The 21636-nt window shown below is 62.2% G+C and carries 18 protein-coding genes; 10 read left to right on the plus strand and 8 right to left on the minus strand.

Annotated elements, in window-relative coordinates; all coding sequences use genetic code 11:
* Positions 1–3: 3 nt before the first annotated feature.
* From J2W17_RS05960 to J2W17_RS05995, 8 genes are all read left to right on the plus strand, one after another.
* Entirely contained in the window at positions 4–948 is a 945-nt protein-coding gene (locus tag J2W17_RS05960; protein ID WP_307330671.1) for a DUF58 domain-containing protein, read from the plus strand.
* Entirely contained in the window at positions 945–1439 is a 495-nt protein-coding gene (locus tag J2W17_RS05965; RefSeq protein WP_307330674.1) for a DUF4381 domain-containing protein, read from the plus strand. The genes J2W17_RS05960 and J2W17_RS05965 overlap by 4 nt, the downstream gene beginning before the upstream one ends.
* Positions 1432–2511, plus strand: coding sequence for a vWA domain-containing protein (locus J2W17_RS05970; protein ID WP_307330677.1), 1080 nt, complete (start codon positions 1432–1434; stop codon positions 2509–2511). Before J2W17_RS05965 ends, J2W17_RS05970 begins: the two co-directional genes overlap by 8 nt.
* Entirely contained in the window at positions 2508–4247 is a 1740-nt protein-coding gene (locus tag J2W17_RS05975) for a tetratricopeptide repeat protein (protein WP_307330681.1), read from the plus strand. Before J2W17_RS05970 ends, J2W17_RS05975 begins: the two co-directional genes overlap by 4 nt.
* Entirely contained in the window at positions 4244–5878 is a 1635-nt protein-coding gene (locus J2W17_RS05980; protein WP_307330685.1) for a BatD family protein, read from the plus strand. The genes J2W17_RS05975 and J2W17_RS05980 overlap by 4 nt, the downstream gene beginning before the upstream one ends.
* Positions 5879–6101: 223 nt before the next feature.
* Positions 6102–7346: an exonuclease SbcCD subunit D C-terminal domain-containing protein gene (locus J2W17_RS05985; RefSeq protein WP_307330688.1), complete on the plus strand. Its 1245-nt coding sequence runs from the start codon at positions 6102–6104 to the stop codon at positions 7344–7346.
* Positions 7343–10984 (plus strand): SbcC/MukB-like Walker B domain-containing protein, encoded by a 3642-nt coding sequence (locus J2W17_RS05990; protein WP_307330690.1) that lies wholly within the window; start codon positions 7343–7345, stop codon positions 10982–10984. The genes J2W17_RS05985 and J2W17_RS05990 overlap by 4 nt, the downstream gene beginning before the upstream one ends.
* Entirely contained in the window at positions 10981–11592 is a 612-nt protein-coding gene (locus tag J2W17_RS05995) for a glutathione S-transferase (RefSeq protein WP_307330692.1), read from the plus strand. The genes J2W17_RS05990 and J2W17_RS05995 overlap by 4 nt, the downstream gene beginning before the upstream one ends.
* 119 nt (positions 11593–11711) lie before the next feature.
* On the opposite strand, the gene J2W17_RS06000 is transcribed toward J2W17_RS05995, so the two are convergent.
* From J2W17_RS06000 to J2W17_RS06035, 8 genes are all read right to left on the minus strand, one after another.
* Positions 11712–11969 carry a hypothetical protein gene (locus J2W17_RS06000; protein ID WP_307330695.1) on the minus strand — a complete coding sequence of 86 codons (258 nt, stop codon included), beginning with the start codon at positions 11967–11969 and terminating at the stop codon, positions 11712–11714.
* Positions 11966–12178, minus strand: a complete 213-nt coding sequence (locus tag J2W17_RS06005) for a hypothetical protein (RefSeq protein ID WP_307330698.1) — start codon at positions 12176–12178, stop codon at positions 11966–11968. Before J2W17_RS06005 ends, J2W17_RS06000 begins: the two co-directional genes overlap by 4 nt.
* Before the next feature lie 461 nt (positions 12179–12639).
* Positions 12640–12819: a hypothetical protein gene (locus J2W17_RS06010; RefSeq protein ID WP_154978246.1), complete on the minus strand. Its 180-nt coding sequence runs from the start codon at positions 12817–12819 to the stop codon at positions 12640–12642.
* Positions 12820–12974: 155 nt separating this feature from the next.
* Entirely contained in the window at positions 12975–14144 is a 1170-nt protein-coding gene (locus tag J2W17_RS06015) for a lactonase family protein (protein ID WP_307330705.1), read from the minus strand.
* A complete protein-coding gene (locus J2W17_RS06020; protein WP_307330708.1) occupies positions 14137–14433 on the minus strand; it encodes a DUF5629 family protein in 297 nt (98 codons plus the stop codon). The genes J2W17_RS06015 and J2W17_RS06020 overlap by 8 nt, the downstream gene beginning before the upstream one ends.
* A 237-nt stretch (positions 14434–14670) precedes the next feature.
* A complete protein-coding gene (locus J2W17_RS06025; protein WP_307330711.1) occupies positions 14671–16251 on the minus strand; it encodes an aldehyde dehydrogenase (NADP(+)) in 1581 nt (526 codons plus the stop codon).
* 10 nt (positions 16252–16261) lie between these two features.
* A complete protein-coding gene (gene araD1 / locus J2W17_RS06030; protein WP_307330714.1) occupies positions 16262–17254 on the minus strand; it encodes an AraD1 family protein in 993 nt (330 codons plus the stop codon).
* Positions 17255–17487: 233 nt separating this feature from the next.
* A complete protein-coding gene (locus J2W17_RS06035; RefSeq protein ID WP_307330717.1) occupies positions 17488–18810 on the minus strand; it encodes an MFS transporter in 1323 nt (440 codons plus the stop codon).
* A gap of 193 nt (positions 18811–19003) precedes the next feature.
* Here J2W17_RS06035 and J2W17_RS06040 point away from each other — a divergent pair, with 193 nt between their 5' ends.
* Both J2W17_RS06040 and J2W17_RS06045 read left to right on the plus strand, forming a co-directional pair.
* Positions 19004–20740, plus strand: a complete 1737-nt coding sequence (locus J2W17_RS06040) for an IlvD/Edd family dehydratase (protein WP_154978251.1) — start codon at positions 19004–19006, stop codon at positions 20738–20740.
* A gap of 177 nt (positions 20741–20917) precedes the next feature.
* Positions 20918–21634, plus strand: coding sequence for a FadR/GntR family transcriptional regulator (locus tag J2W17_RS06045; RefSeq protein ID WP_307330723.1), 717 nt, complete (start codon positions 20918–20920; stop codon positions 21632–21634).
* Positions 21635–21636 lie beyond the last annotated feature (2 nt).

A 21636-nucleotide genomic window follows, 5' to 3' on the forward strand; every position in this document is an offset into this window, starting at 1 on the left:
CCAATGACCACTATCCTGCCGTCTGAACCGGGCATCCGCGTCAGCCTCGCCGAGCTGATCGAGATGCGTCATCGCGTGCGTGAAGTGCAACTGTTCTCCACGCCGAGCCAGCGCAGCCCGCTGATCGGCCTGCACCATTCGAAACTGCGGGGCCGAGGCGTGGATTTCGACCAGGTGCGGGTCTATCAGGCCGGCGACGACGTGCGCAGCATCGATTGGCGCGTCACCGCCCGTACTCAAGAGCCGCATACCAAGCTGTTCCACGAAGAACGCGAGCGGCCGATTTTCATCATGGTAGAGCAAAGCTGCCGGCTGTTTTTCGGTTCGGGGCTGATGTTCAAATCCGTACTCGCCGCCCAGGCCGCGAGCCTGATCGGCTGGGCGGCGCTGGGCCACAACGATCGGGTCGGCGGCCTGGTGTTTGGCGACAAGGAGCATTACGAGATCAAGCCGCGGCGCAGCAAGCAGAGCCTGCTGCAGTTGCTCAATCGCCTGGTGCGGGTCAATCAGTCGCTGCACACCGAAACCGAGCCGGACCGCGACGCGTTCAATATCGCCCTGCGCCGAGCCCGGGAAGTCCTGCGCCCTGGCAGCCTGGTGATCGTGATCTGCGACGAACGCGCCCTGACCGAGGGTGCCGAGCAACAACTGAGCCTGTTGTCGCGCCACTGCGACCTGTTGTTGCTGCCGGTGTCCGATCCGCTGGATCATGCCCTCCCCGCCGCCGGCCTGTTGCGCTTCGCGGAACGGGGGGCGCAACTGGAACTCGACACCCTCAATTTCGACCTGCGCCAGACTTACCGCGCCCAGGCCGAGGCACGCGTCGCTCGCTGGGAACTGCTGGCGCAGAAACTGCGGGTGCTGCTGATGCCGTTAAGCACCCAGAGCGAGATGGTCGAGCAACTGCGCGAATACTTGAACCCTGAACGTCCGGGGAAAAGCCGATGAGCAGCCTGGAGCAACTGCGACCACTGATTTCGCCACCGCCGATCGAATTCTGGCCTCCGGCGCCGGGCTGGTGGTTATTGCTGCTGTTATTGCCTGTAGTCGGTTTCGGGCTGTGGCGGTTGCGACGCTTTTTCCCCGATAAGCGCCCCATCGTGCGCGCCGAACAGCCCCTGGACCCGGTACGCATCGCGGCCCTGGCCGAGCTGGCACTGATGCCCAAACCTTATGACGGCGCACCGGCCGGCGCCTGGCTGCAGCAACTCAACGGGTTGCTCAAGCGCCTGTGCCGCAACCACTATCCGTACAGTCAGAGCCATACCCTGAACGGGCGCAAATGGCTGGCATTTCTCGACAACCGCTGCCCGGCCGCCGGCCTGACCCGCTGGATGGTGCTGGTTGAAGGCGCCTACAAACCTGAATGCAAACTCGACGACAAGGCCATCGCCGGCCTGACCCAAGCGGTCGATACCTGGATTCGCAAGCATGTTTGAATTCGCCTGGCCGTGGATCTTCGCCCTGCTGCCGCTGCCCTGGCTGTTGCGCCTGGTGCTGCCGGTGGCGGACAGTGGCGAGCCGGCGCTCAAGGTCAGCTTCCTCAGTGACCTTGAAGGCCTGGCCCGGCGCCGCGCCCGGGCCAACCTGCCGGCCTGGCGCCAACAAGCGCCGTTCATTCTCCTGTGGTTGTTGTTGCTGATCGCCGCGGCGCGCCCGCAATGGCTCGGCGAGCCGCTGCCGATTGCCGCCAGCGGCCGCGACCTGCTGGTGGCCGTGGATGTATCCGGTTCCATGGATTTTCCCGACATGCGCTGGCAGGACGATGAGGTCAGCCGCCTGACATTGGTCCAGCATCTGCTCGGCGACTTTCTCGAACGTCGCGAAGGCGACCGGGTCGGACTGATCCTGTTTGGCAGCCAGGCCTACCTGCAGGCACCGCTGACCTTCGACCGGCGCACCGTACGGGTCTGGCTCGACGAAGCGCGAATCGGTATCGCTGGCAAGAACACCGCGATCGGCGATGCCATCGGCCTGGCCCTGAAGCGGCTGCGCATGCAGCCGGCGCAGAGTCGCGTACTGATCCTGGTCACCGACGGCGCCAATAATGGCGGCGAAATCGACCCGCTGACGGCGGCGCGGCTGGCGGCCATCGAAGGGGTGAAAATCTACCCCATCGGCATCGGGGCCGATCCGCAGGACAGTGGCACCCTTGGCTTTCTCGGGATCAACCCGAGCCTGGACCTCGACGAGCCGTCCTTGAAAGCCATCGCCGAAGCCACAGGCGGCCGGTACTTCCGCGCCCGCGATGGCCAGGAGCTGCAGGCGATCAAGGACCTGCTCGACACACTCGAGCCGGTGACCCAACAACCCACCCAGGCACGTCCGGCCCAGGCCATGTATCACTGGCCGCTGGCAATGGCGTTGCTGCTGAGCCTATTGCTGGTGATCCGCGAGCTGTGGCCGGACAACCCCTTGCAGCGCCTGTTTACCAAGGATCTGTTCTTGCAATCGCAACTGCCCGACTGGCGCCGGCGGCTCAACCGCCTGCGCCTGCGGAGACGCCGATGAGTGCGCTCTGGCCTTTCTGGTTCCGCCCCTGGTGGCTGCTGCTGTTGCCGCTGCTCGGCTGGCTGCTGTGGCAACTCTGGCACCGCCAGAAACGGGCCGGGCGCTGGCAGATGATTTTACCTCCGGCCTTTCATGCGGCCTTGCTCAGTGGAGGCAGCGGTCGCTCCAGCAAACTGCAATGGGTCGCCCTGGGCGTGGCGTGGCTGCTGACCCTCCTGGCGTTGCTGGGACCGGGTTGGGAACGTGTCGAGCAAGCCAGTCAGAAACCGGCCGATCCGCTGGTGGTGATCCTGGAACTGACCCCGGAAATGCTCGCCACCGACGTGGCGCCGAACCGCCTGGAGCAGGCGCGACGCAAGCTGTTCGACTTGCTGCAAAGCCGCAGCGATGCCCAGACCGCCATCGTCGTCTACGCCGGCAGCGCTCACACCTTGGTACCGCTGTCGGATGACCTGTCCACCAGCCGTAACCTGTTGGAAGCGCTCAAGCCGTCGCTGATGCCCCAGGCCGGCCATCGCGCCGATCTGGCGGTGACCAAGGCCCTTGCGCTGCTGCATCAGGGCGCCCTCGGCGATGGCCGGATTCTGCTCATCGGTTCGACCCTGACCGAACAGGAACGCCAAGGCATCCTCCAGGCATTGAATGGCAAATCGACGCAGTTCCTGATGCTTGGTATCGGCACCGCCGAAGGAGCGCCGATCACCCAGGAAGACGGCAGTTTCCTCAAGGACGATCAGGGCGCGATTCTGGTGCCGCATCTGGACGAACCCGGCCTCAAGGCCTTTGCCAGTGCCCTGGACGGACACTATCGCCATGCGCGTCTGGACGACGCCGATCTGCGTGCGCTGGGCCTGTTCGACAGCCCGCGCACACTGATCAATGACGGCCAGACCGTGCGCCTCGACACCTGGGCCGATCAGGGTTACTGGCTATTGTTGCCGCTGTTGCTGCTGGCGGCCTGTGCCGGTCGCCGGGGCTGGCTGTTCTGTCTGCCGCTGCTGTTGCTGCTGCCGCAACCCAGCTACGCCTTCGACTTCGAAGACCTGTGGCTGCGGCCCGATCAGCAGGGCATGCGCTTGCTCGACCAGAAGCGCCCGGCCGAGGCCGCACAGCACTTCGCCGACCCGCAATGGCAGGGCGTGGCGCTGTATGAGGCTGGCGACTACAGCGGCGCCGCTCAGCGGTTCGCCGCAGGCAACGACGCCCACGCCCACTACAATCGTGGCAACGCCCTGGCCAGGAGCGGTGAGCTGGAAGCCGCGCTGGATGCCTACGAACAGGCGCTCGAACATCAGCCGGATTTACGCCCGGCGCTGGCCAACAAGGCGTTGGTGGAAGACCTGATCAAGCAGAAAAACGCCCCGCTGCCGGTGGAGCCGGAGCAAAAAACGGGTGATGAAAACCAGACCAGCCCGCAAGAACCACCGCCCGGCGCGGCCACACAGCCGTCGGCAGACGGCGAACCGCAAACCGACGCCCAACAGGTCACGGCGGATGCCGGGAAGCCGCCGGCAACGCCGCCGAAATCGGGTACCAACGACGTCCCCGGCAGTGAGCTGGGGGATGAACAACACACCAGGCCGCCCCCGCGCCCGGCCACTGACAGCATTGACGGCGAACAGCGTCAGGCGTTGGAGCAATGGCTGCGCAAGATCCCGGATGACCCGGGCGAATTGCTCAGGCGCAAATTCTGGTATGAACAGCAACAACATCAGGATCAGGGAAAAACTCGATGACCCGCTTCACCCTCTCCAGGTTCGCCCTGCTGCCCGCCTTGTTGCTCTGCACCGCTCAGGCGCAGGCTGCGGAGCTGGTCGCCAGTGTGGATCGCAGTCGCCTGAACTCCGGCGAGACGGTCGAACTGACCCTGGAAACCACCGATGTGACTCAATTCGGCAAGCCCGACCTGACACCGCTGGAGCCACTGTTCGAAGTGCGCGGCACCCGCCAGGTCAACCAGTTGAATACGCTTAACGGCGACAACGGTGCGACCACGCGGTGGATCATCACTTTGCTGCCGCGGCAGACCGGCAGCGTGGAGATTGCGTCGCTGCAATTGGGTGAGGCGCAGAGCCAGCCGATCACCCTGCAGGTGGTCCAGAGCGACACCCGGGACAGCAGCCATCAACGGGCGCCGGTGTTCATCGACGCCAGCCTCGATCAAAACAGCGTGTACGTACAGGCCCAGGCGATCCTGACCCTGCGGATCTACCATTCGGTATCCCTGTACGACGACAGCAGCCTGCCGCCCTTGCAGATCGCCGATGCACGTATCGAGCAACTGGGCGAATCGCGCACTTATGAGAAAGACATCAATGGCCTGCGCCACGGCGTGATCGAAATGCGCTACGCGATCTACCCGCAACACAGCGGTGAATTGATCATTCCGGCGCAGATCTTCAATGCCGCACTGGTGGACGCCACCTCCCAGGTACCGAAATCCGGCAAGCTGATGCGCGTCAGCTCCTCCGAGATCATGCTCACGGTCAAGGCCAAGCCCAGCGCCTACCCGGTCAATGTGCCCTGGCTGCCGGCTCGAAGCCTGAGCCTGAGCGAAAGCTGGAACCCGCAACCGGATCACGCCCAAGTGGGCGATTCCCTGACCCGCAGCCTGATAGTCAAAGCCGAGGGCCTGGCCAGTTCGCAATTGCCGCCGTTGCCCGCCACCGATGTCAACGGCTTGCGCCGCTACCCGGATCAACCGGTGCTGGGCAACCAGAACAGCGAGCGCGGCCTGATCGGCAGTCGCGAAGACCGCGAGGCCCTGGTGCCGACCCGCAGTGGCGCCATCGAGTTGCCCGGCGTGGAAGTGACCTGGTGGAACACCTTGGAAGATCACCTGGAACACAGCAGCCTGCCGGCCCAGACCCTGCACGTGTCAAACAATCCGAACCTGATGGTCGACGCCCCGGCCGGCACATCGCCCGTCATCTCCGCGGTCGATAGCCAAACCCTCTGGCGCTGGAAACTCAGCACCCTGATCCTCGCCTGCAGCACTGTGCTGGGCTTCGGCCTGTGGTGGCGCGCCCGCTGGCAACCGGCCGTCCTGCGTGTCGCGCAGACCGGCCCGAGCCCGCGCAGCGTGCTCGACGACCTCAAGCGCGCCTGCCAGGCCAATGACACTCACGCCACGCGCCAGGCCCTGGACGCCTGGGCCCGGCAGCAACCGGAAACCCTGGCCGACATGGCCGCCCGCTTCGTTCCCCTGTCCGACGCCCTCGACGGGCTGAACGGCGCGCTCTACAGCGAAACCGGCCAGCATTGGCAAGGTGAGGAACTGTGGCGGGCGATTCGTGCCATCCCCATTGCCGACCGGGTGCATGACCCGGTGGGTGACAGTGGGTTGCCGCCGCTGTACCCCAAATAAACGCCAACCCTGTAGGAGCCGGCTTGCCGGCGAAGCGATATTGAATCCTGCGCCGCTCTTGAGGCCGCCTTCGCTGGCAAGCCAGCTCCTACAGGGTGTACGCCATTCTATTGAAGACGCTGCCGAAGGCTGCGATCTTTTTGCTGTTTGCCATTAAACTCTCTCCCTTTTCGCCGCCATCATTTTCCTCGCGGCCATTACCTTATTTCCTACGGAGTTCGCCTTGCGTCTGTTCCACACCTCCGACTGGCACCTTGGACAAAACCTGCACGGCCAGGACCGCGATTTCGAGCACGGTTGTTTCCTCGAGTGGCTGCTGCGCCAGCTCAAGCTGGACCAGCCCGATGTGCTGTTGATCGCCGGCGATATATTCGACACGGTCAACCCGCCGGTCAAAGCCCAGGAACGCCTCTACGATTTCATCGTCAGCGCCCACGAGCAGCAGCCCAAGCTGACCATCGTGATGATCGCCGGCAACCACGATTCCGGCTCGCGCATCGAGCTGCCCGCGCCGTTGATGCGCCGTTTGCGCACCCATGCCCTGGGGCGGGTGCTGTGGCTGGACGACGGTCAACTCGACGCCGAGCGGCTGCTGTTGCCATTACCGAATGCCAAGGGCAAGACCGTCGCCTGGTGCCTGGCGCTGCCGTTCCTGCGCCCGGCCGAAGTCACCGGCGCGCAGTTGGGCGACAACTACCTGCGCGGTATCGGCCAGGTTCACGAATGGCTGATCGAGGCCGCCAACGCCAAGCGCAAGCCGGGCCAGGCGCTGATCGCCATCAGTCACGCACACATGGCCGGCGGTTCGGTGTCGGAAGACTCCGAGCGCAGCCTGATCATCGGCAACGCCGAAGCCCTGCCCGCCAGCCTGTTCGGGCCGAGCATCAGCTACGTCGCCCTCGGGCATTTGCACAAGCCGCAGAAGGTCAACGCTGAAGAACGCATCCGCTACAGCGGTTCGCCGATCCCGCTGTCGTTTTCCGAGATCGGTTATCAGCATCAGATTCTCGACGTCATCCTCGACGGCGAAACCCTGGTCAGCGTCGAACCGAAGCTGATTCCCCGCGCGGTGAATCTGCAGCGCATCGGGCCGGCGCCTTTGGCCGACATCCTGCTGCAACTGGCGGAACTGCCGAATATTGACCTGCTGGCCGACATTCAGCGTCAGCCCTGGCTGGAAGTCCGGGTGCGCCTGGATGAGCCGCAACCCGATCTGCGTCATCAAGTTGAAAGCGCCCTTCAAGGCAAGGCCGTGCGCCTGGTGCGCATCGCCGCGGAATACGCCGGCAACGGCAGCCGTGATGGCGTCGATGACGGCACGACGCTGGTCGAACTGGACCAGCTCACGCCCCAGGAACTGTTCAGCCGCGCCTGGCAGGACAGCTACGGCAGCGAGGTCGATGAGCAAACGCTGAAGGACTTTGCAGAGTTGTTGCAGGACGTGCAGATGGAGAGCGAACAACCATGAAGATCCTCGCTATCCGCTTGAAGAACCTCGCCTCGCTGGCCGGTCCATTTGAGATCGACTTCACCGCTGAACCGCTGGCCAGCGCCGGCCTGTTCGCGATCACCGGCCCCACCGGCGCGGGTAAAAGCACCCTGCTCGATGCCTTGTGCCTGGCGTTGTTCGGCGCTGTGCCGCGCTTGAGCAGTGCGCAGACGTCGGCCAAGGCGCCGGACGCCGACGGCGAAATCGGCACCGGCGATCCGCGCACCCTGCTGCGTCGCGGCACCGGTGAAGGGTATGCCGAGGTGGATTTCGTCGGCATTGACGGCCGCCGTTACCGTGCACGCTGGGAAGCCAATCGCGCTCGGGAAAAGGCTGGCGGCAAACTGCAAGCCAGTCGCCAAAGTTTGCGCGACATCGATCAGGATCAGCTGCTGGCCAGCCAGAAAGTCGACTTCAAAATCCAGCTCGAAGCGGTGCTGGGCCTGAATTTCGAGCAGTTCACCCGGGCGGTTTTGCTCGCCCAAAGCGAGTTCAGTGCCTTCCTCAAGGCGAACGACAACGAACGCAGCGAGCTCCTGGAAAAACTCACCGATACCGCGCTCTACACCCGCCTGGGTCGCCGCGCGTTCGACAAAACCAAGGAAGCCCGCGAAACCCACAAATTGCTGCAGGACCAGGCCACCGGGGTCACGCCGCTGTCGCCGCAAGCCCGGGCGGAGCTGGATGAGCGTTTCAATCAGGCGCAACAACAACTCAAGACGCAACAGGCGCAACTCAAACAGCTTGAGCTGCAACACACCTGGCTTAAGGACCTGCGCCAGTTGCAGGACGCGCAACGCAGCGCGACCGAGCAACTGGCTGGCGCCGAACAGCATTGGCACAGTCTGGCTGGAGAACGTCTGACATTGAGTCGGCTGGAACATTTGGCGCCGCAACGGCACCAGTTCGCACGCAAGGCCGAGCTCACCGCCCAGCTCACGCCGCTGGCCGTGCAGATCGAGCAGTCGACCCGCCAGCAAGCCGAGCTGAGCGAACGTCAGACGCAACTCGAACTCAGCGTTGCGGCGGCAACGACCGCGCTGATCGAAGCCCAACGCCAGCACAGCGCCTGCGCGCCGCTGCTGCGCCAGGCTTTTGAAGAGCAAAGCACCCTCGCCCGCCTGAACAGGGAAGCCGCTCAGAGTACAGACCTTAAGCAACAGGCCGAACTGGCCTGCACTCAAGGGCAGCAAAAGATCCAGGGCTTGCTTGAGCAACAACAGCAAGTGGCCGCACGTCTGCAGCGAATAGCCGGTGAGCTTGAACAAAGCAGCCATCTGGCACCGCTGAGCGAGGCCTGGAATGCCTGGCGCGACCGTCTGCAGCAGCTGATGCTGGTAGGCAATCGCCTGAATACGGGTCAGGCCGAACTGGCCACCCTGGAACAGAACGCCACTCGCGCCGCCGCGGAACTGACGGCGCAAAAACAGCACCTGGAAGTGCTGTACAAAGAAGCCGGCGCCGAGCCGGAAGCCGTGGCGGAACAGATTCAGCTGCTCGGCAACCTCTTGCAAGACAACCGCAAGCAATTGCGGGCATTTGAAGAGCTGACACGACTGTGGGCCAGCCAGCAGGAACTCGACAAGCGTGCCGCCGAGCTGCAACAGCGCCAGTCAACCGCGCAACAGGAGCGCGAGCGCCTGACCCAGGACGGCGTGAACACCAAAAACCAATTGACGGTCGCCGAACAGACCCTGACCGTCACCCGCGAGCTACTGGAACGCCAGCGTCTGGCCCGCAGTGCCAGCGTCGAAGAATTGCGCGAGCAGCTGCAGGATGATCAACCCTGCCCGGTATGCGGCAGCCCTGATCATCCTTACCATCAGCCCGAAGTCTTGTTGCAGAGTCTCGGTCGGCACGATGAAAGTGAACAGGCCAACGCCCAGAAAGCGGTCGATCTGCTCAAGGAAAAACTCACCGACCTGCGCGCGGAAGTCGGCGGTCTGATCGCCCAGCAAAGGGAATTCCTGCAACAGCAGGAGCACCTCGCCGCTCAGCAACAGAGCCTGGCGCCAAGCCTCGAAGTACATCCGCTCTCAACCCAGTTGCTGGCTCAGGACGCACTCAAACGCGATGCCTGGCTGGCCCAGCAAAACAGTCAGTTGAATCAAAGCATCAGCCAGGACGAACAGCGCCAATCCGCCCTGCTCACCCTGCAACAGGACGCCGCGCGCCTGCAACAGCAGTTGCGCAGCGCCGAAGCGACGAGCCAGCAGGCCACTCAGCTCCTGAGTCATCAGCAACAGGCGTTGAACAGTGATCGCCAGCGTATGGACGATGAGCTGACGGCGTTCAGCACCCTGCTCCCGGCCGAAACCCTGCAAGCCTTGCGCAACGAACCCGCTGCGACCTTCATGCGGCTCGACCAACAAATTGCAGAGCGCCTGACGCAACTCGATCAACAGCGCGACGAACTCAGCGAACAGCAACTTCGCCAGCAAACGCTGGAAAAAGAGCAGGATCGCCAGCTGGCCCGCGTCCAGCAACTGGAAACCGCGCAGCAGCAATTCACGGTCATCAAAGAGCAGCAACAGACTTGCCAGCAGAAACTGGCGCAATTGCTCGATCAACACACGAGCGCCGAGCAGTGGCAGCAGCAACTCGACCAGGCCGTGGAACAGGCGCGCACGGTTGAAGCAACCGCCAGTCAGCAACTGCAAAGCGTGCGCACGGGCCTGGTGCAACTGGCCGCAGAACTCAAGGCACAGCAGCAACGTCTACTCGCGCTGGAGGCCGAAGATCGGGATTTGGGCGGCAAAATCGCCGACTGGCGCGCCTTGCACCCGGAACTGGATGACGGCGGCCTGGAAACTTTGCTGAGCGTGGACGACCAGCAGGTCAGCGAACTGCGCCAGCAATTACAACAAAGCGAAAAGGCCATCGAGCAGGCCAAGGTGCTGTTGCAGGAGCGCGATCAGCGACTGCACGATCATCAGGCGCAGCACAACGATAATCTCGACGCCGAACACCTGACCGTGGCGCTGGCCGAGCTGCAAACCCTTTCGGCCACCAGCGAACACCAGTGCGCCGAATTGCGAGCCGAACAGGCCGAGGATCAGCGTCGACAGAACGCCAATCAGGCCCTGGCGCAGCAGATCGCCGACGCCTACGCCGAATACCAACGCTGGGGGCGCTTGAATGCGCTGATCGGCTCGGCCACCGGTGACACCTTCCGCAAGATCGCCCAGGCCTACAACCTCGACCTGCTGGTGCATCATGCCAACGTCCAATTGCGGCAGCTGGTGCGACGCTATCGCCTGAAACGCGGTGGCAGCATGCTGGGATTACTGGTGATGGACACCGAGATGGGCGACGAACTGCGTTCGGTGCATTCGTTGTCCGGCGGCGAAACGTTCCTGGTATCCCTGGCACTGGCATTGGGCCTGGCATCGATGGCCTCGAGCACGCTGAAAATCGAATCGCTGTTCATCGATGAAGGCTTCGGCAGTCTCGACCCGGAATCCCTGCAACTGGCCATGGATGCCCTCGACGGCTTGCAGGCCCAGGGGCGCAAGGTCGCAGTGATTTCCCACGTCCAGGAAATGCACGAGCGCATTCCGGTGCAGATTCAGGTCCGCCGCCAGGGCAACGGCCTGAGCACCCTGGAGGTGAAATGAATACCCTGTATTCGTTCCGCCGCTGCCCCTACGCCATGCGGGCGCGCATGGCCTTGCGCTACAGCGGGGTTGCAGTGGATATCGTCGAGGTCAGCCTGAAGGCCAAGCCCGCCGAGATGCTCGCGTTGTCGAGCAAAGGCACCGTGCCGGTGCTGAACGTTGGTGGTCTGGTGATTGATGAAAGCCTGGACATCATGCGCTGGGCTTTGGCACAGAACGATTCGCAGGATTGGTTGCTCAAGGATGATCCTGTCGGGCAGCGTTGCATCGCCGAGCTGATCGAAGAAAACGATCAGGTGTTCAAGCTGCAACTCAACCGCTACAAATACCCCGAGCGTTATCCCGAGCAGTCGACGGAGATCTATCGCGCCGAGGGTGAAGTGTTTTTGCGCAGGCTCGATGAGCTGCTGCAGGTACGTGATTATTTGCTGGCGAGCCACCCAAGCCTGGCGGATGTGGCGCTGATGCCGTTCGTGCGGCAATTCGCTCATGTCGATCGCGAGTGGTTCGCGCAAACGCCCTACATGCGTTTGCAGGCCTGGTTGCAGTGGTTTCTGGAGTCGGACCTGTTCACATCGGTGATGGCAAAACAAACACGAACCCTGTAGGAGCGAGCCTGCTCGCGATGGTCTGGAAGGCGACGCGTGCATTCAGAATAAACGCGTAATCGTTAACGACCATCGCGAGCAAGCTCGCTCCTACACGGGATTGGGATTGTCTGGAATCTTCAGGCCAACACCTCGCACATCTCAATCACCGAGCAATCCACGTGAAAGGGTCCGAAAAATCCGCCCTGGCGCTTGATCGGCGGGTTGCCCGCCAGCAGTCCCAGGGTTGTGGCAGTCTCGATGTTGCGCGCAAGGTTGTGGTTGGCTTCGATGGACCGTGCCACCGACCCCGCCGAGGCTTGTCCGATGCCCAGCAGGGATGATCCATTGGTCATGAACGCCAGGAAGGCGATGACCCAAAGTCTGTACCCTTTCATGCGCCGGCGATCCCCGCGATCTGAGCCTGATCGGCCGCCGCGTTTTGCGCACGGTGTTCAAACTGGATGCCGGGATGAGCGACTTGAATCGGCGCTTCATAGGTTTGACGCGATTGAGGAGAAAGGCTGAACACCAGGACCATGGCCAGGTAGAGACCGATCGCCACATAGGCGCCGCGTTTGGCAGAAGTGAGGATGGTGCTGGCCATGATGTTCTCCGCAGGCATGTTTCGATGCCCACAGAATCGATCAAAAAAGTCGTGACAACCACTCAGGCTTATCCATAGTAAACATCAGCTTCGTTGATCATTAAGCCCCGCTATCGCGGTCTTCGACAAAACCTATCAAGCGTCCGCGTGCAGCGCTGAAAGGAAATTGTAGGAGCGAGCTTGCTCGCGATGGACTCAAGAGCGCCGCGTTTAATCAATAAACACGCGTTATCGTTAACGACCATCGTCGGAACGCCGCCCGGAGCAAGCTCGCTCCTACAGTGAACCGCACTCGCTTGACTGGCATTAGGGCTGGGCAGGCAAAGGAATGGGAGGGAGAAATGGACAATGATGCGGCGTAAACGCGTTATGCAGGAGCGACATCACTTCATGGCCTTTCGACTTGGACGGTCGAGCTACAAGTGATTTCGCTCCTGCATAAAGTGTGCAGGGTCAATGTTTCAGTGTTGGCTTTTGTGATCCAGGGCGGCGTAGAAATTGGCGCTTTGTTGCAGGTATTTCTGGGTATAGCTCTGGGCGTGGGATTTTTTGTCACTGATTTCAACGTTGGCGCTGGCGGGCAGTGCCACGGTGGCTGAGATTGCGGATGCAGCGATCACAGAGAAGAGATTGAAGTTCATGGCGGTAGTCCTCGAAGTCAGTTGGCTTACTTGCCCGGTGGGGCCGTGAAGCAAACTTAACCGTCGAGGCTGGCGCCTTGAAATCTTTTGTAGCATTAGCAGATATCAGCGTCATTAATAGAAGAGTGCAGGCCCCATCAACCGGGGCCTGCGGCCTATTGACGCACCAGGAACTTGAGGTCGCTCGGCGCATCCATCGGCAGTTTCTGCACGGTTTTGCCCAGCAAGCCGGTCTTGGCATCGCGCTCGACGACCACAATCTGGTTGCTCTTCTGGTTGGCGATCAACAGGAACCTGCCACTGGGATCGAGGCTGAACTCGCGCGGATGATCACCTTCCACGGAGCGGCGCTGCAGCTCCCTGAGGTGGCCCGTCGCAGGGTCGATGGCGAACACCAGCACCTGATTGGCGGTGCCTCGGTTGCTGACGTAGAGGAACTTGCCATCGGCCGAGGCATGCAGCGCCGCTGCGGCCTTGTCCGACATTGGTTGGCCCGCCGCCAGGTCGATCATTTGCGTCTGTTCCAGCTGGCCGTCGCGGTAGTCGAACACCGCCACCTGAGCACTCATTTCCATGGTCAGCCACGCGTGCTTGCCATCCGCGCTGAACAGCAGGTGTCGGGGTCCGCTGCCGGGTGGCAGCTGGATCCAGGCTGGTTTGGCCGCGATCAACGGAAGGTCCGGATTGGCCTTGGGATCGAAGCGATAGACAAAAATCCGATCTGCCCCCAGGTCATTGGAAAATACATGGCGCCCGTCCGGGGCTGACACCGTCGAATGCACATGGGCCGACAACTGCCGTTCGGGATTGACCCGGCTGGAAGGATGACTGCTCATTTGCACCACGGGCTGGAGCTTGCCGTCGGCCCCCACCGGCAATACCGCCAGAGTGCCGCCGGGATCTTCGACCAGCGAGTAGTTGCTGACAAACAGGTGACTGCCCTCTGCGCTGAGGCTCGAATGGGTCGGCTCGTTGCCGAGGCTCTGCACCTGATTGATCAGGCTCAGCTCATGGGTCTTGGGATCGATCGCATAACTGCTGACGCGCCCCACCGGATCAGCCTGCCCCGGGCCGTTTTCGTTGACTACGAACAACCGGCGCTGATCCCTGGACAGGGTCAGCCAGGACGGGTTTTCGCTGTTGACCACTTGCAAGGGGCTGGCGTCGATCTGCCCGGTTGAACTGTCGAATTTCAGGCGATAAATGCCTTGGCTCGGGCCGGCGGTGTAAGAACCGACCAACAGCTGATAATCCTCAGCCGTCGCCGTCTGCACGCCCATCGCGCCAACACTGCCGGCGATCAACAGCGGCCAGAGATTACGCATCCTCATTCGTTTCGTCCTCGTCGTCACCACCGCCGAACGCTTCCATGGGCACCAGCCGGTGCTCGCCGGAATCACCGGTGATGATCCAGCTCTTCAAATCTGGGTCGAACGTTGCCGCCGCGATCTGCGCCTCGCTGAACTCCCAGCGCTTGAGCGCCCTGCCGTCCATGCATTCGATGTGCAGGTTGTCGTCCTCATCGAGGGAGAAATCGAAGGCGTGCAGCCCGTCGATTTCCAGCATGTCGCAGTGTTCGAGGGCGTTGAGCAAGGTATCGGTTACGGCAGTCATGGCAGTCGATCTTTGAAATGGGAAAGACGCAATGATAGCTCAATGTGGGGGCGGCTCAGTGCCGGCCACAAAACCCACGACCAACACCGCCCCTGTTGTGCACCCTACAATCCCGATCATGACACCGAACCCTGAGCTGGCTTGCCAGCGAAAGCGGTGGATCAATCAATGAAGATGTTGAATGAAAAATTGCCTTCGCTGGCGAGCCAGCTCCTACAGAGGGATCGTGCTTGGCCGTTAGCGGGCGTTGCGGGTTGGTTGGCCGTCCACCAGGCGCTGGATACCCAGTGGATTGCCATTCTTCAAGGCTTCGGGCAGCAAGCTGTCCGGGTAGTTCTGGAAACACACCGGCCGCAGGAAGCGATCGATCGCCAAGGTGCCCACCGATGTCCCGCGCGCATCCGATGTCGCCGGATACGGTCCGCCATGGACCATCGAATCGCAGACTTCCACACCGGTCGGGTATCCGTTGAGCAGGATCCGCCCGACCTTCTGTTCCAGCAATGCCGTCAATTCGCCGAACTGCTCGAAGTCCGCCGGCTCGCCAATGATGGTCGCCGTCAATTGGCCGTGCAGACCGTTCAACGCAGCACCCAGCTGTGCCTGGTCCGCGACTTCGACGAACACTGTGGTCGGGCCGAACACTTCTTCCTGGAGCACTTCATCGCCATCGAGCAACAAGCTGACATCCGCCTTGAACAGCTGCGGCTGGGCCTGATTGCCCTGTTGCGGGCTGCCGGCCAGGTGTTCGATGCGCGGATGCGCGAGGAGTTTTTGCAGGCCCTTGCCATAGCTGCTCAAGGTGCCGGCGTTGAGCATGGTCTGCGCCGGCTGATCGTCCATCAACCCCGCCACTTGCTGCACGAAGGCGCTGAACTGCGACGAACGAATACCGATCACCAGGCCCGGATTGGTACAGAACTGGCCACACCCCTGCACCACCGAAGCGGTCAGGTCACTGGCCACGCTTTCAGCGCGTGTCGCCAGGGCCTGGGGCAGCACGATCACCGGGTTGATGCTCGACATTTCGGCGAACACCGGAATCGGCTGCGCACGTGCGGCGGCCATGTCGCACAACGCCCGGCCGCCCTTGAGCGAGCCGGTGAAACCCACCGCCTGGATCGCCGGATGTTTGACCAGCGCTTCGCCGACCCCGCCGCCGTAGATCATGTTGAACACGCCAGCCGGCATCGCGGTTTTTTCCGCGGCGCGCAGGATGGCATCGGCGACCCATTCAGCCGTGGCCATGTGCCCGCTGTGGGCCTTGAACACCACCGGGCAGCCGGCAGCCAATGCCGCAGCGGTGTCACCACCGGCAGTGGAAAAGGCCAAGGGGAAATTGCTCGCGCCAAACACCGCCACCGGTCCGAGACCGATGCGGTACTGGCGCAGGTCGGGACGCGGCAACGGCTTGCGTTCCGGCAAGGCCTGATCGATGCGGGCACCGTGGAAATCACCGCGACGCAGCACCTTGGCGAACAGACGCATCTGGCCGCTGGTACGACCGCGCTCGCCCTGAATCCGTGCAGCTGGCAACGCAGTTTCGCGGCAGACAACCGCAACGAACTCATCACCCAGGGCATCGAGTTCATCGGCCACCGCATCAAGAAACTGCGCACGATGCTCGGCACTCAAGCTGCGATACACCGGGAAGGCGGCGGCGGCAGACTTGGCGGCGGCATCGACCTCTTCCGGGGTGGCCTGATAAAAATCGTGGGGCAAGTTTTCGCCGGTGTTGGCATCGACGCTTTTAACGATGACAGTGCCGCCAGCACGACGCTGTCCGCCGATGTAGTTGTGGCCAAGAATTCGGGTCATGTAAATCTCCTCAAAGTGTACCGACGGCGCCGGGTTCGAATGCCGCTTCGACGGGTTTGATGCCGTTGATCAACGGCGCTCCGAACTCGGCCTGGCTGATCTCGAACACGTCACCCGGGCGGGTGCGAATGCTGTCGGCGAAAGACAAGGTGGCGGTGCCGAAGAAGTGGATGTGCACATCCCCCGGACGCAGGAACTGGCTGTATTTGAAATGGTGGTACTCGAGGTTCTCCAGGCTATGGCACATGTTGGCTTCGCCGCTGAGAAACTCGTTCTGCCACAGCACCTCGCCGTCGCGCAGGATGCGGCTGGTGCCCGCCAGGTGTTGGGGCAGCTCACCGACCCGAAGTTCCGGACCATAACTGCAACTGCGCAATTTCGAGTGGGCCAGGTACAGGTAGTTCTTGCGCTCCATCACGTGATCGGAGAACTCGTTGCCGACGGCAAAACCCAGGCGCCAGGGTTTGCCGTCCTGGCCGATGACGTACAGGCCACTGAGTTCGGGTTCTTCACCGGCATCTTCGGCAAAGGGTGGCAGCGGGAACGGTTGGCCCGGACGCACGACAATGCTGCCATCGCCCTTGTAGAACCATTCCGGTTGCACTCCGGCCTGCCCCGCCGCTGGTTTACCGCCTTCCACGCCCCACTTGAAGATACGCATGGTGTCGGTCATTGCGGCTTCGTCGCCTGCCTGCTGATGCATCTTGTCCCGCGCCGAGGCACTGCCCAGATGGGTCAGGCCGGTACCGCTGACCAGCATGTGCGCCGGATCCGGATGGTCCAGCGGCGGCAGGATACGCAGCGTGGCCAGCAGCTCGGCGTAGTCGTGGTCGACGCCCAGGCCCAGGGTATTCACCTGTTGCTCAAGACTGACGCCGGCCTCGATCGCGGCCAAAGCCAGGTCGCGAACCGTGCGCGCGTCTTGCACTTCGCGCACCCGATCGTCCTCGACTACACCGACGCGGCGCTCGCCATTACTCAATTCGAACTGAACCAAACGCATGGTTTCTCTCCTGTAAACAAAACTTCAATACAACGCACTCCCTGTAGGAGCTGGCTTGCCAGCGAAAACGGCGGCACATCCAAGATCAGTGTCTACTGACACACCGCTTTCGCTGGCAAGCCAGCTCCTACAGGTACGTATCAGGTCCGTATCAGGTCCCGTATCAGGTCCGTGTCATGTCCCGTATCAGGTCCCGTATCAGGTCCCGTATCAGGTCCCGTATCAGGTCCGTGTCAGGTGCGGCTCGCCCCCCGGGCACTTGCCGCAAACTGATCCGCCGGCAGCACATGCTTGCGCTCCAGCACGCGATACACCACGCCGGTCAGGATCAGCCCGAACACCATCACACCGGACAGGAAGTACAGCCCCGAAGCCAGATTGCCGGTGTACTCCTTCAGCGCGCCAATCACGAACGGCCCGATGTAGCCACCCAGGTTGCCCACCGAGTTGATCAAGGCGATACCCGCCGCCGCACTGGCCCCGGCAAAGAAACGGCCTGGCAAGGTCCAGAACACCGCCGTGCAGGAAAACAACGCGAATGCCACCAGGCACAACGCGGCCAATTGCAGCACCGGCACCGTCAGCCAGGCGCTGAAGAACAGACCGATGGCGCCCAACACGTAAAGCACGGCCAGGTGACCGTAACGATCATTCAAGCGATCGGAACTGCGTGGAATGATCAGCAAACCGACGATCCCGAAAATGTAGGGCACCGACGACACGAAACCGGTCACCAGATCGGTCCCGCCGAATTGCTTGATCAAGGTCGGCAGCCACAACCCCAGGCCATAGATGCTCAGGGTCACCGGCAGGTAAAACAGTGCCAGCAGCAACACCCGCTTGTCCTTCAGGGCATGCAGCGGATTGCCGTGGCGGGTCTGGCCGTACTCCTCAAGGTCCTTTTTCAGCTCGCCAGCCAGCCAGTCCTTCTCGGCCTGATCCATCCATTTCACTTGCCTGGGCCCATCGGGCAGCCAGCGCAATACCGGCCAGGTCAACAGGATCGCCGGCGTGCCGATGACGATGAACAGCCACTGCCAGCCGTGCAGCCCCAGGAAGCCGTCCATACCGAGCAGGCCGCCGGATACCGGGCCGGTGATCAGCATGGCGATGGGTTGGGACAGGATGAACAACCCGAGGATCTTGCCGCGATGGCGGACCGGGAACCACTGGGTGATGTAGTAGAGAACGCCCGGGAAAAACCCGGCTTCGGCAGCGCCAAGCAGGAAGCGCATCACATAGAAGCTGTGCGGCCCCTGGACGAAGGCCATGCCGATGGTGATCGCGCCCCAGGTGAGCATGATTCGCGCAAACCAGCGCCGTGCGCCGAAACGTTCGAGCATCAGGTTGCTGGGGATTTCCAGCAGGAAGTAACCAATGAAAAACAGCCCGGCACCCAGACCATAGGCGGCGTCACCGATGCCGATATCGGCCCCCATGTGCAGCTTGGCGAAGCCCACGGCGGAGCGATCCACATAGGCGATCAGGTACAGCAGGATCAGGAAGGGAATCAGTTTGAGTGTGATGCGACGAATAAGCCGCAGTTCCTGGCTCATGAGATCGGTCTCCGATTGTTGTTGTTATAGAACCTCGGGGGACGCCTCTCGCGGAAAACCGCCAGGGCCATCCCTCCGTTGAAAGTGACTATATAGTAATACTATTTGATCAACAACACTTCCAAACAGAGCAATTTGCGCTTATGTTAAGCGTCAGCTCGAACAATATAGTCATACAATAAGAGAATCGATCATGTCTGATAAGCAACCCACCCTGCGCTCCGCCCAATGGTTTGGCACCGCCGACAAGAACGGCTTCATGTATCGCAGCTGGATGAAGAATCAGGGCATCGCCGACCACCAGTTCCACGGCAAGCCGATCATCGGCATCTGCAACACCTGGTCGGAACTGACCCCCTGCAACGCGCACTTCCGCCAGATCGCGGAGCACGTCAAGCGCGGGGTGATCGAGGCAGGCGGCTTTCCAGTGGAGTTTCCGGTGTTCTCCAATGGTGAATCGAACCTGCGCCCCACCGCCATGCTCACCCGCAACCTGGCGAGCATGGATGTCGAGGAAGCGATTCGCGGTAACCCGATCGATGGCGTGGTGTTGCTGACCGGTTGCGACAAAACCACCCCGGCGCTGCTGATGGGCGCGGCCAGTTGCGACGTGCCGGCGATCGTCGTCACCGGCGGGCCGATGCTCAACGGCAAACACAAGGGCCAGGACATCGGTTCGGGCACCGTGGTGTGGCAGCTCAGCGAGCAAGTGAAAGCCGGCACCATCACCATTGACGATTTCCTCGCCGCCGAGGGCGGCATGTCCCGCTCGGCGGGCACGTGCAACACCATGGGCACCGCCTCGACCATGGCTTGCATGGCCGAAGCGCTCGGCACTTCCCTGCCCCACAATGCGGCCATTCCAGCCGTCGATGCGCGGCGCTATGTGTTGGCGCACATGTCCGGCATGCGCGCGGTGGAAATGGTGCGCGAAGATTTGCGTCTGTCGAAAATCCTCACTAAAGAAGCTTTTGAAAACGCCATCCGCGTCAACGCCGCTATCGGTGGTTCGACCAACGCGGTGATCCACCTAAAAGCTATCGCCGGGCGCATCGGCGTGGAACTGGACCTTGACGACTGGACCCGCATCGGTCGCGGCATGCCGACTATTGTCGACCTGCAACCGTCCGGTCGTTTCCTGATGGAGGAGTTCTACTACGCCGGCGGCTTGCCTGCGGTGCTGCGCCGCCTCGGCGAAGCCAATCTGATCCCAAACCCGAACGCCTTGACCGTCAACGGCAAGTCGATTGGCGAGAACACCAAGGACGCGCCGATCTATGGCCAGGACGAAGTGATCCGCACCCTCGACAATCCGATCCGCGCCGACGGCGGCATCTGCGTGTTGCGCGGCAACCTGGCGCCACTGGGGGCGGTGCTCAAGCCGTCCGCCGCCAGCGCCGAGCTGATGCAGCACCGCGGTCGGGCGGTGGTGTTCGAGAACTTCGACATGTACAAGGCGCGGATCAACGATCCGGAGCTGGACGTCGATGCCAACTCGATCCTGGTAATGAAAAACTGCGGGCCCAAGGGTTATCCGGGCATGGCCGAAGTCGGCAACATGGGCTTGCCGGCCAAGTTGCTGGCCCAGGGCGTGACGGACATGGTGCGAATTTCCGATGCGCGCATGAGTGGTACCGCGTACGGCACGGTGGTGTTGCACGTGGCCCCGGAAGCGGCGGCCGGCGGACCTTTGGCGACGGTGAAGGAAGGTGACTGGATCGAGCTCGATTGCGCCAACGGCCGGCTGCACCTGGACATTCCGGACGCCGAGCTGGCAGCGCGCATGGCCGATCTGCAACCGCCGCAGCAATTGATCGTAGGCGGCTATCGCCAGCTGTACATCGACCATGTGCTGCAGGCGGATCAGGGTTGCGACTTCGACTTCCTGGTCGGTTGCCGCGGTTCCGAAGTGCCCCGCCACTCTCACTAAATCGCCTCGCCCCCTGTAGGAGCCGGCTTGCTGGCGATGGAGTGTCAGTCGACATAAATTTAGCTGACACACCATCGCCAGCAAGCCGGCTCCTACAGTCGATCTGCGCAGCCTCAAGTTTGCGCCGCGCCTGTTATCATGCGCGGCACCCCATCGCTCAGGATCGCGTCGTTTCCCATGGATTACCGCAAACCCTCCGACCGCAAAAGCATGCACTCGCGCATCGTCCAGGAACTGGGCATGCAGATCGTCTCGGGACGCTTCAAACCGGACGACAAACTGCCCGCCGAAGCCCTGTTGTGCGAAGAGTACGCCGTCAGCCGGCCAGTGCTGCGCGAAGCCACACGGGTGCTGGTTGCCAAGGGCCTGGTGTATTCCCGTCCGCGGGTCGGCACCGTCGTCAAGCAGCGCAAGGAGTGGCACATGCTCGATCCGGACGTGCTGCACTGGTTGATGCAAAGCAGTCCGCAAAATGAGTTCTTCGACCTGCTGACCAGCGTGCGCAGCATCATCGAACCGGCCGTCGCCGCCCTTGCGGCGCAACACGCCACGGACGAAGACATCGCCGCCATCGGTGAAGCCTACCGTCGCATGGAAACCGCACCGACGCCCGAAGCCTTGTTGCAACCGGACCTGGACTTCCACAGCCGGATTGCCGATGCGACGCACAACGATCTGCTGGCGAACCTGTGCAACATGCTATCGGTCGCCATTGCCGAAGCGTTGAAGCACTCCAACCAACGACCGAATCTGCATGAGCTAGCGCTGCCGCGGCACAAGGCGATCCTTACCGCCATCGAGAACCGCGATGCCCTCGGTGCGCGGCATGCCACCCTGGTGCAGCTCGACGATGCGCGCAGCGCCCTGAGCGCGGTACTGGGTCAACCTTTGTAAGA

This window comes from Pseudomonas lini (assembly GCF_030812475.1).
Lineage (GTDB): Bacteria > Pseudomonadota > Gammaproteobacteria > Pseudomonadales > Pseudomonadaceae > Aquipseudomonas > Aquipseudomonas lini_A.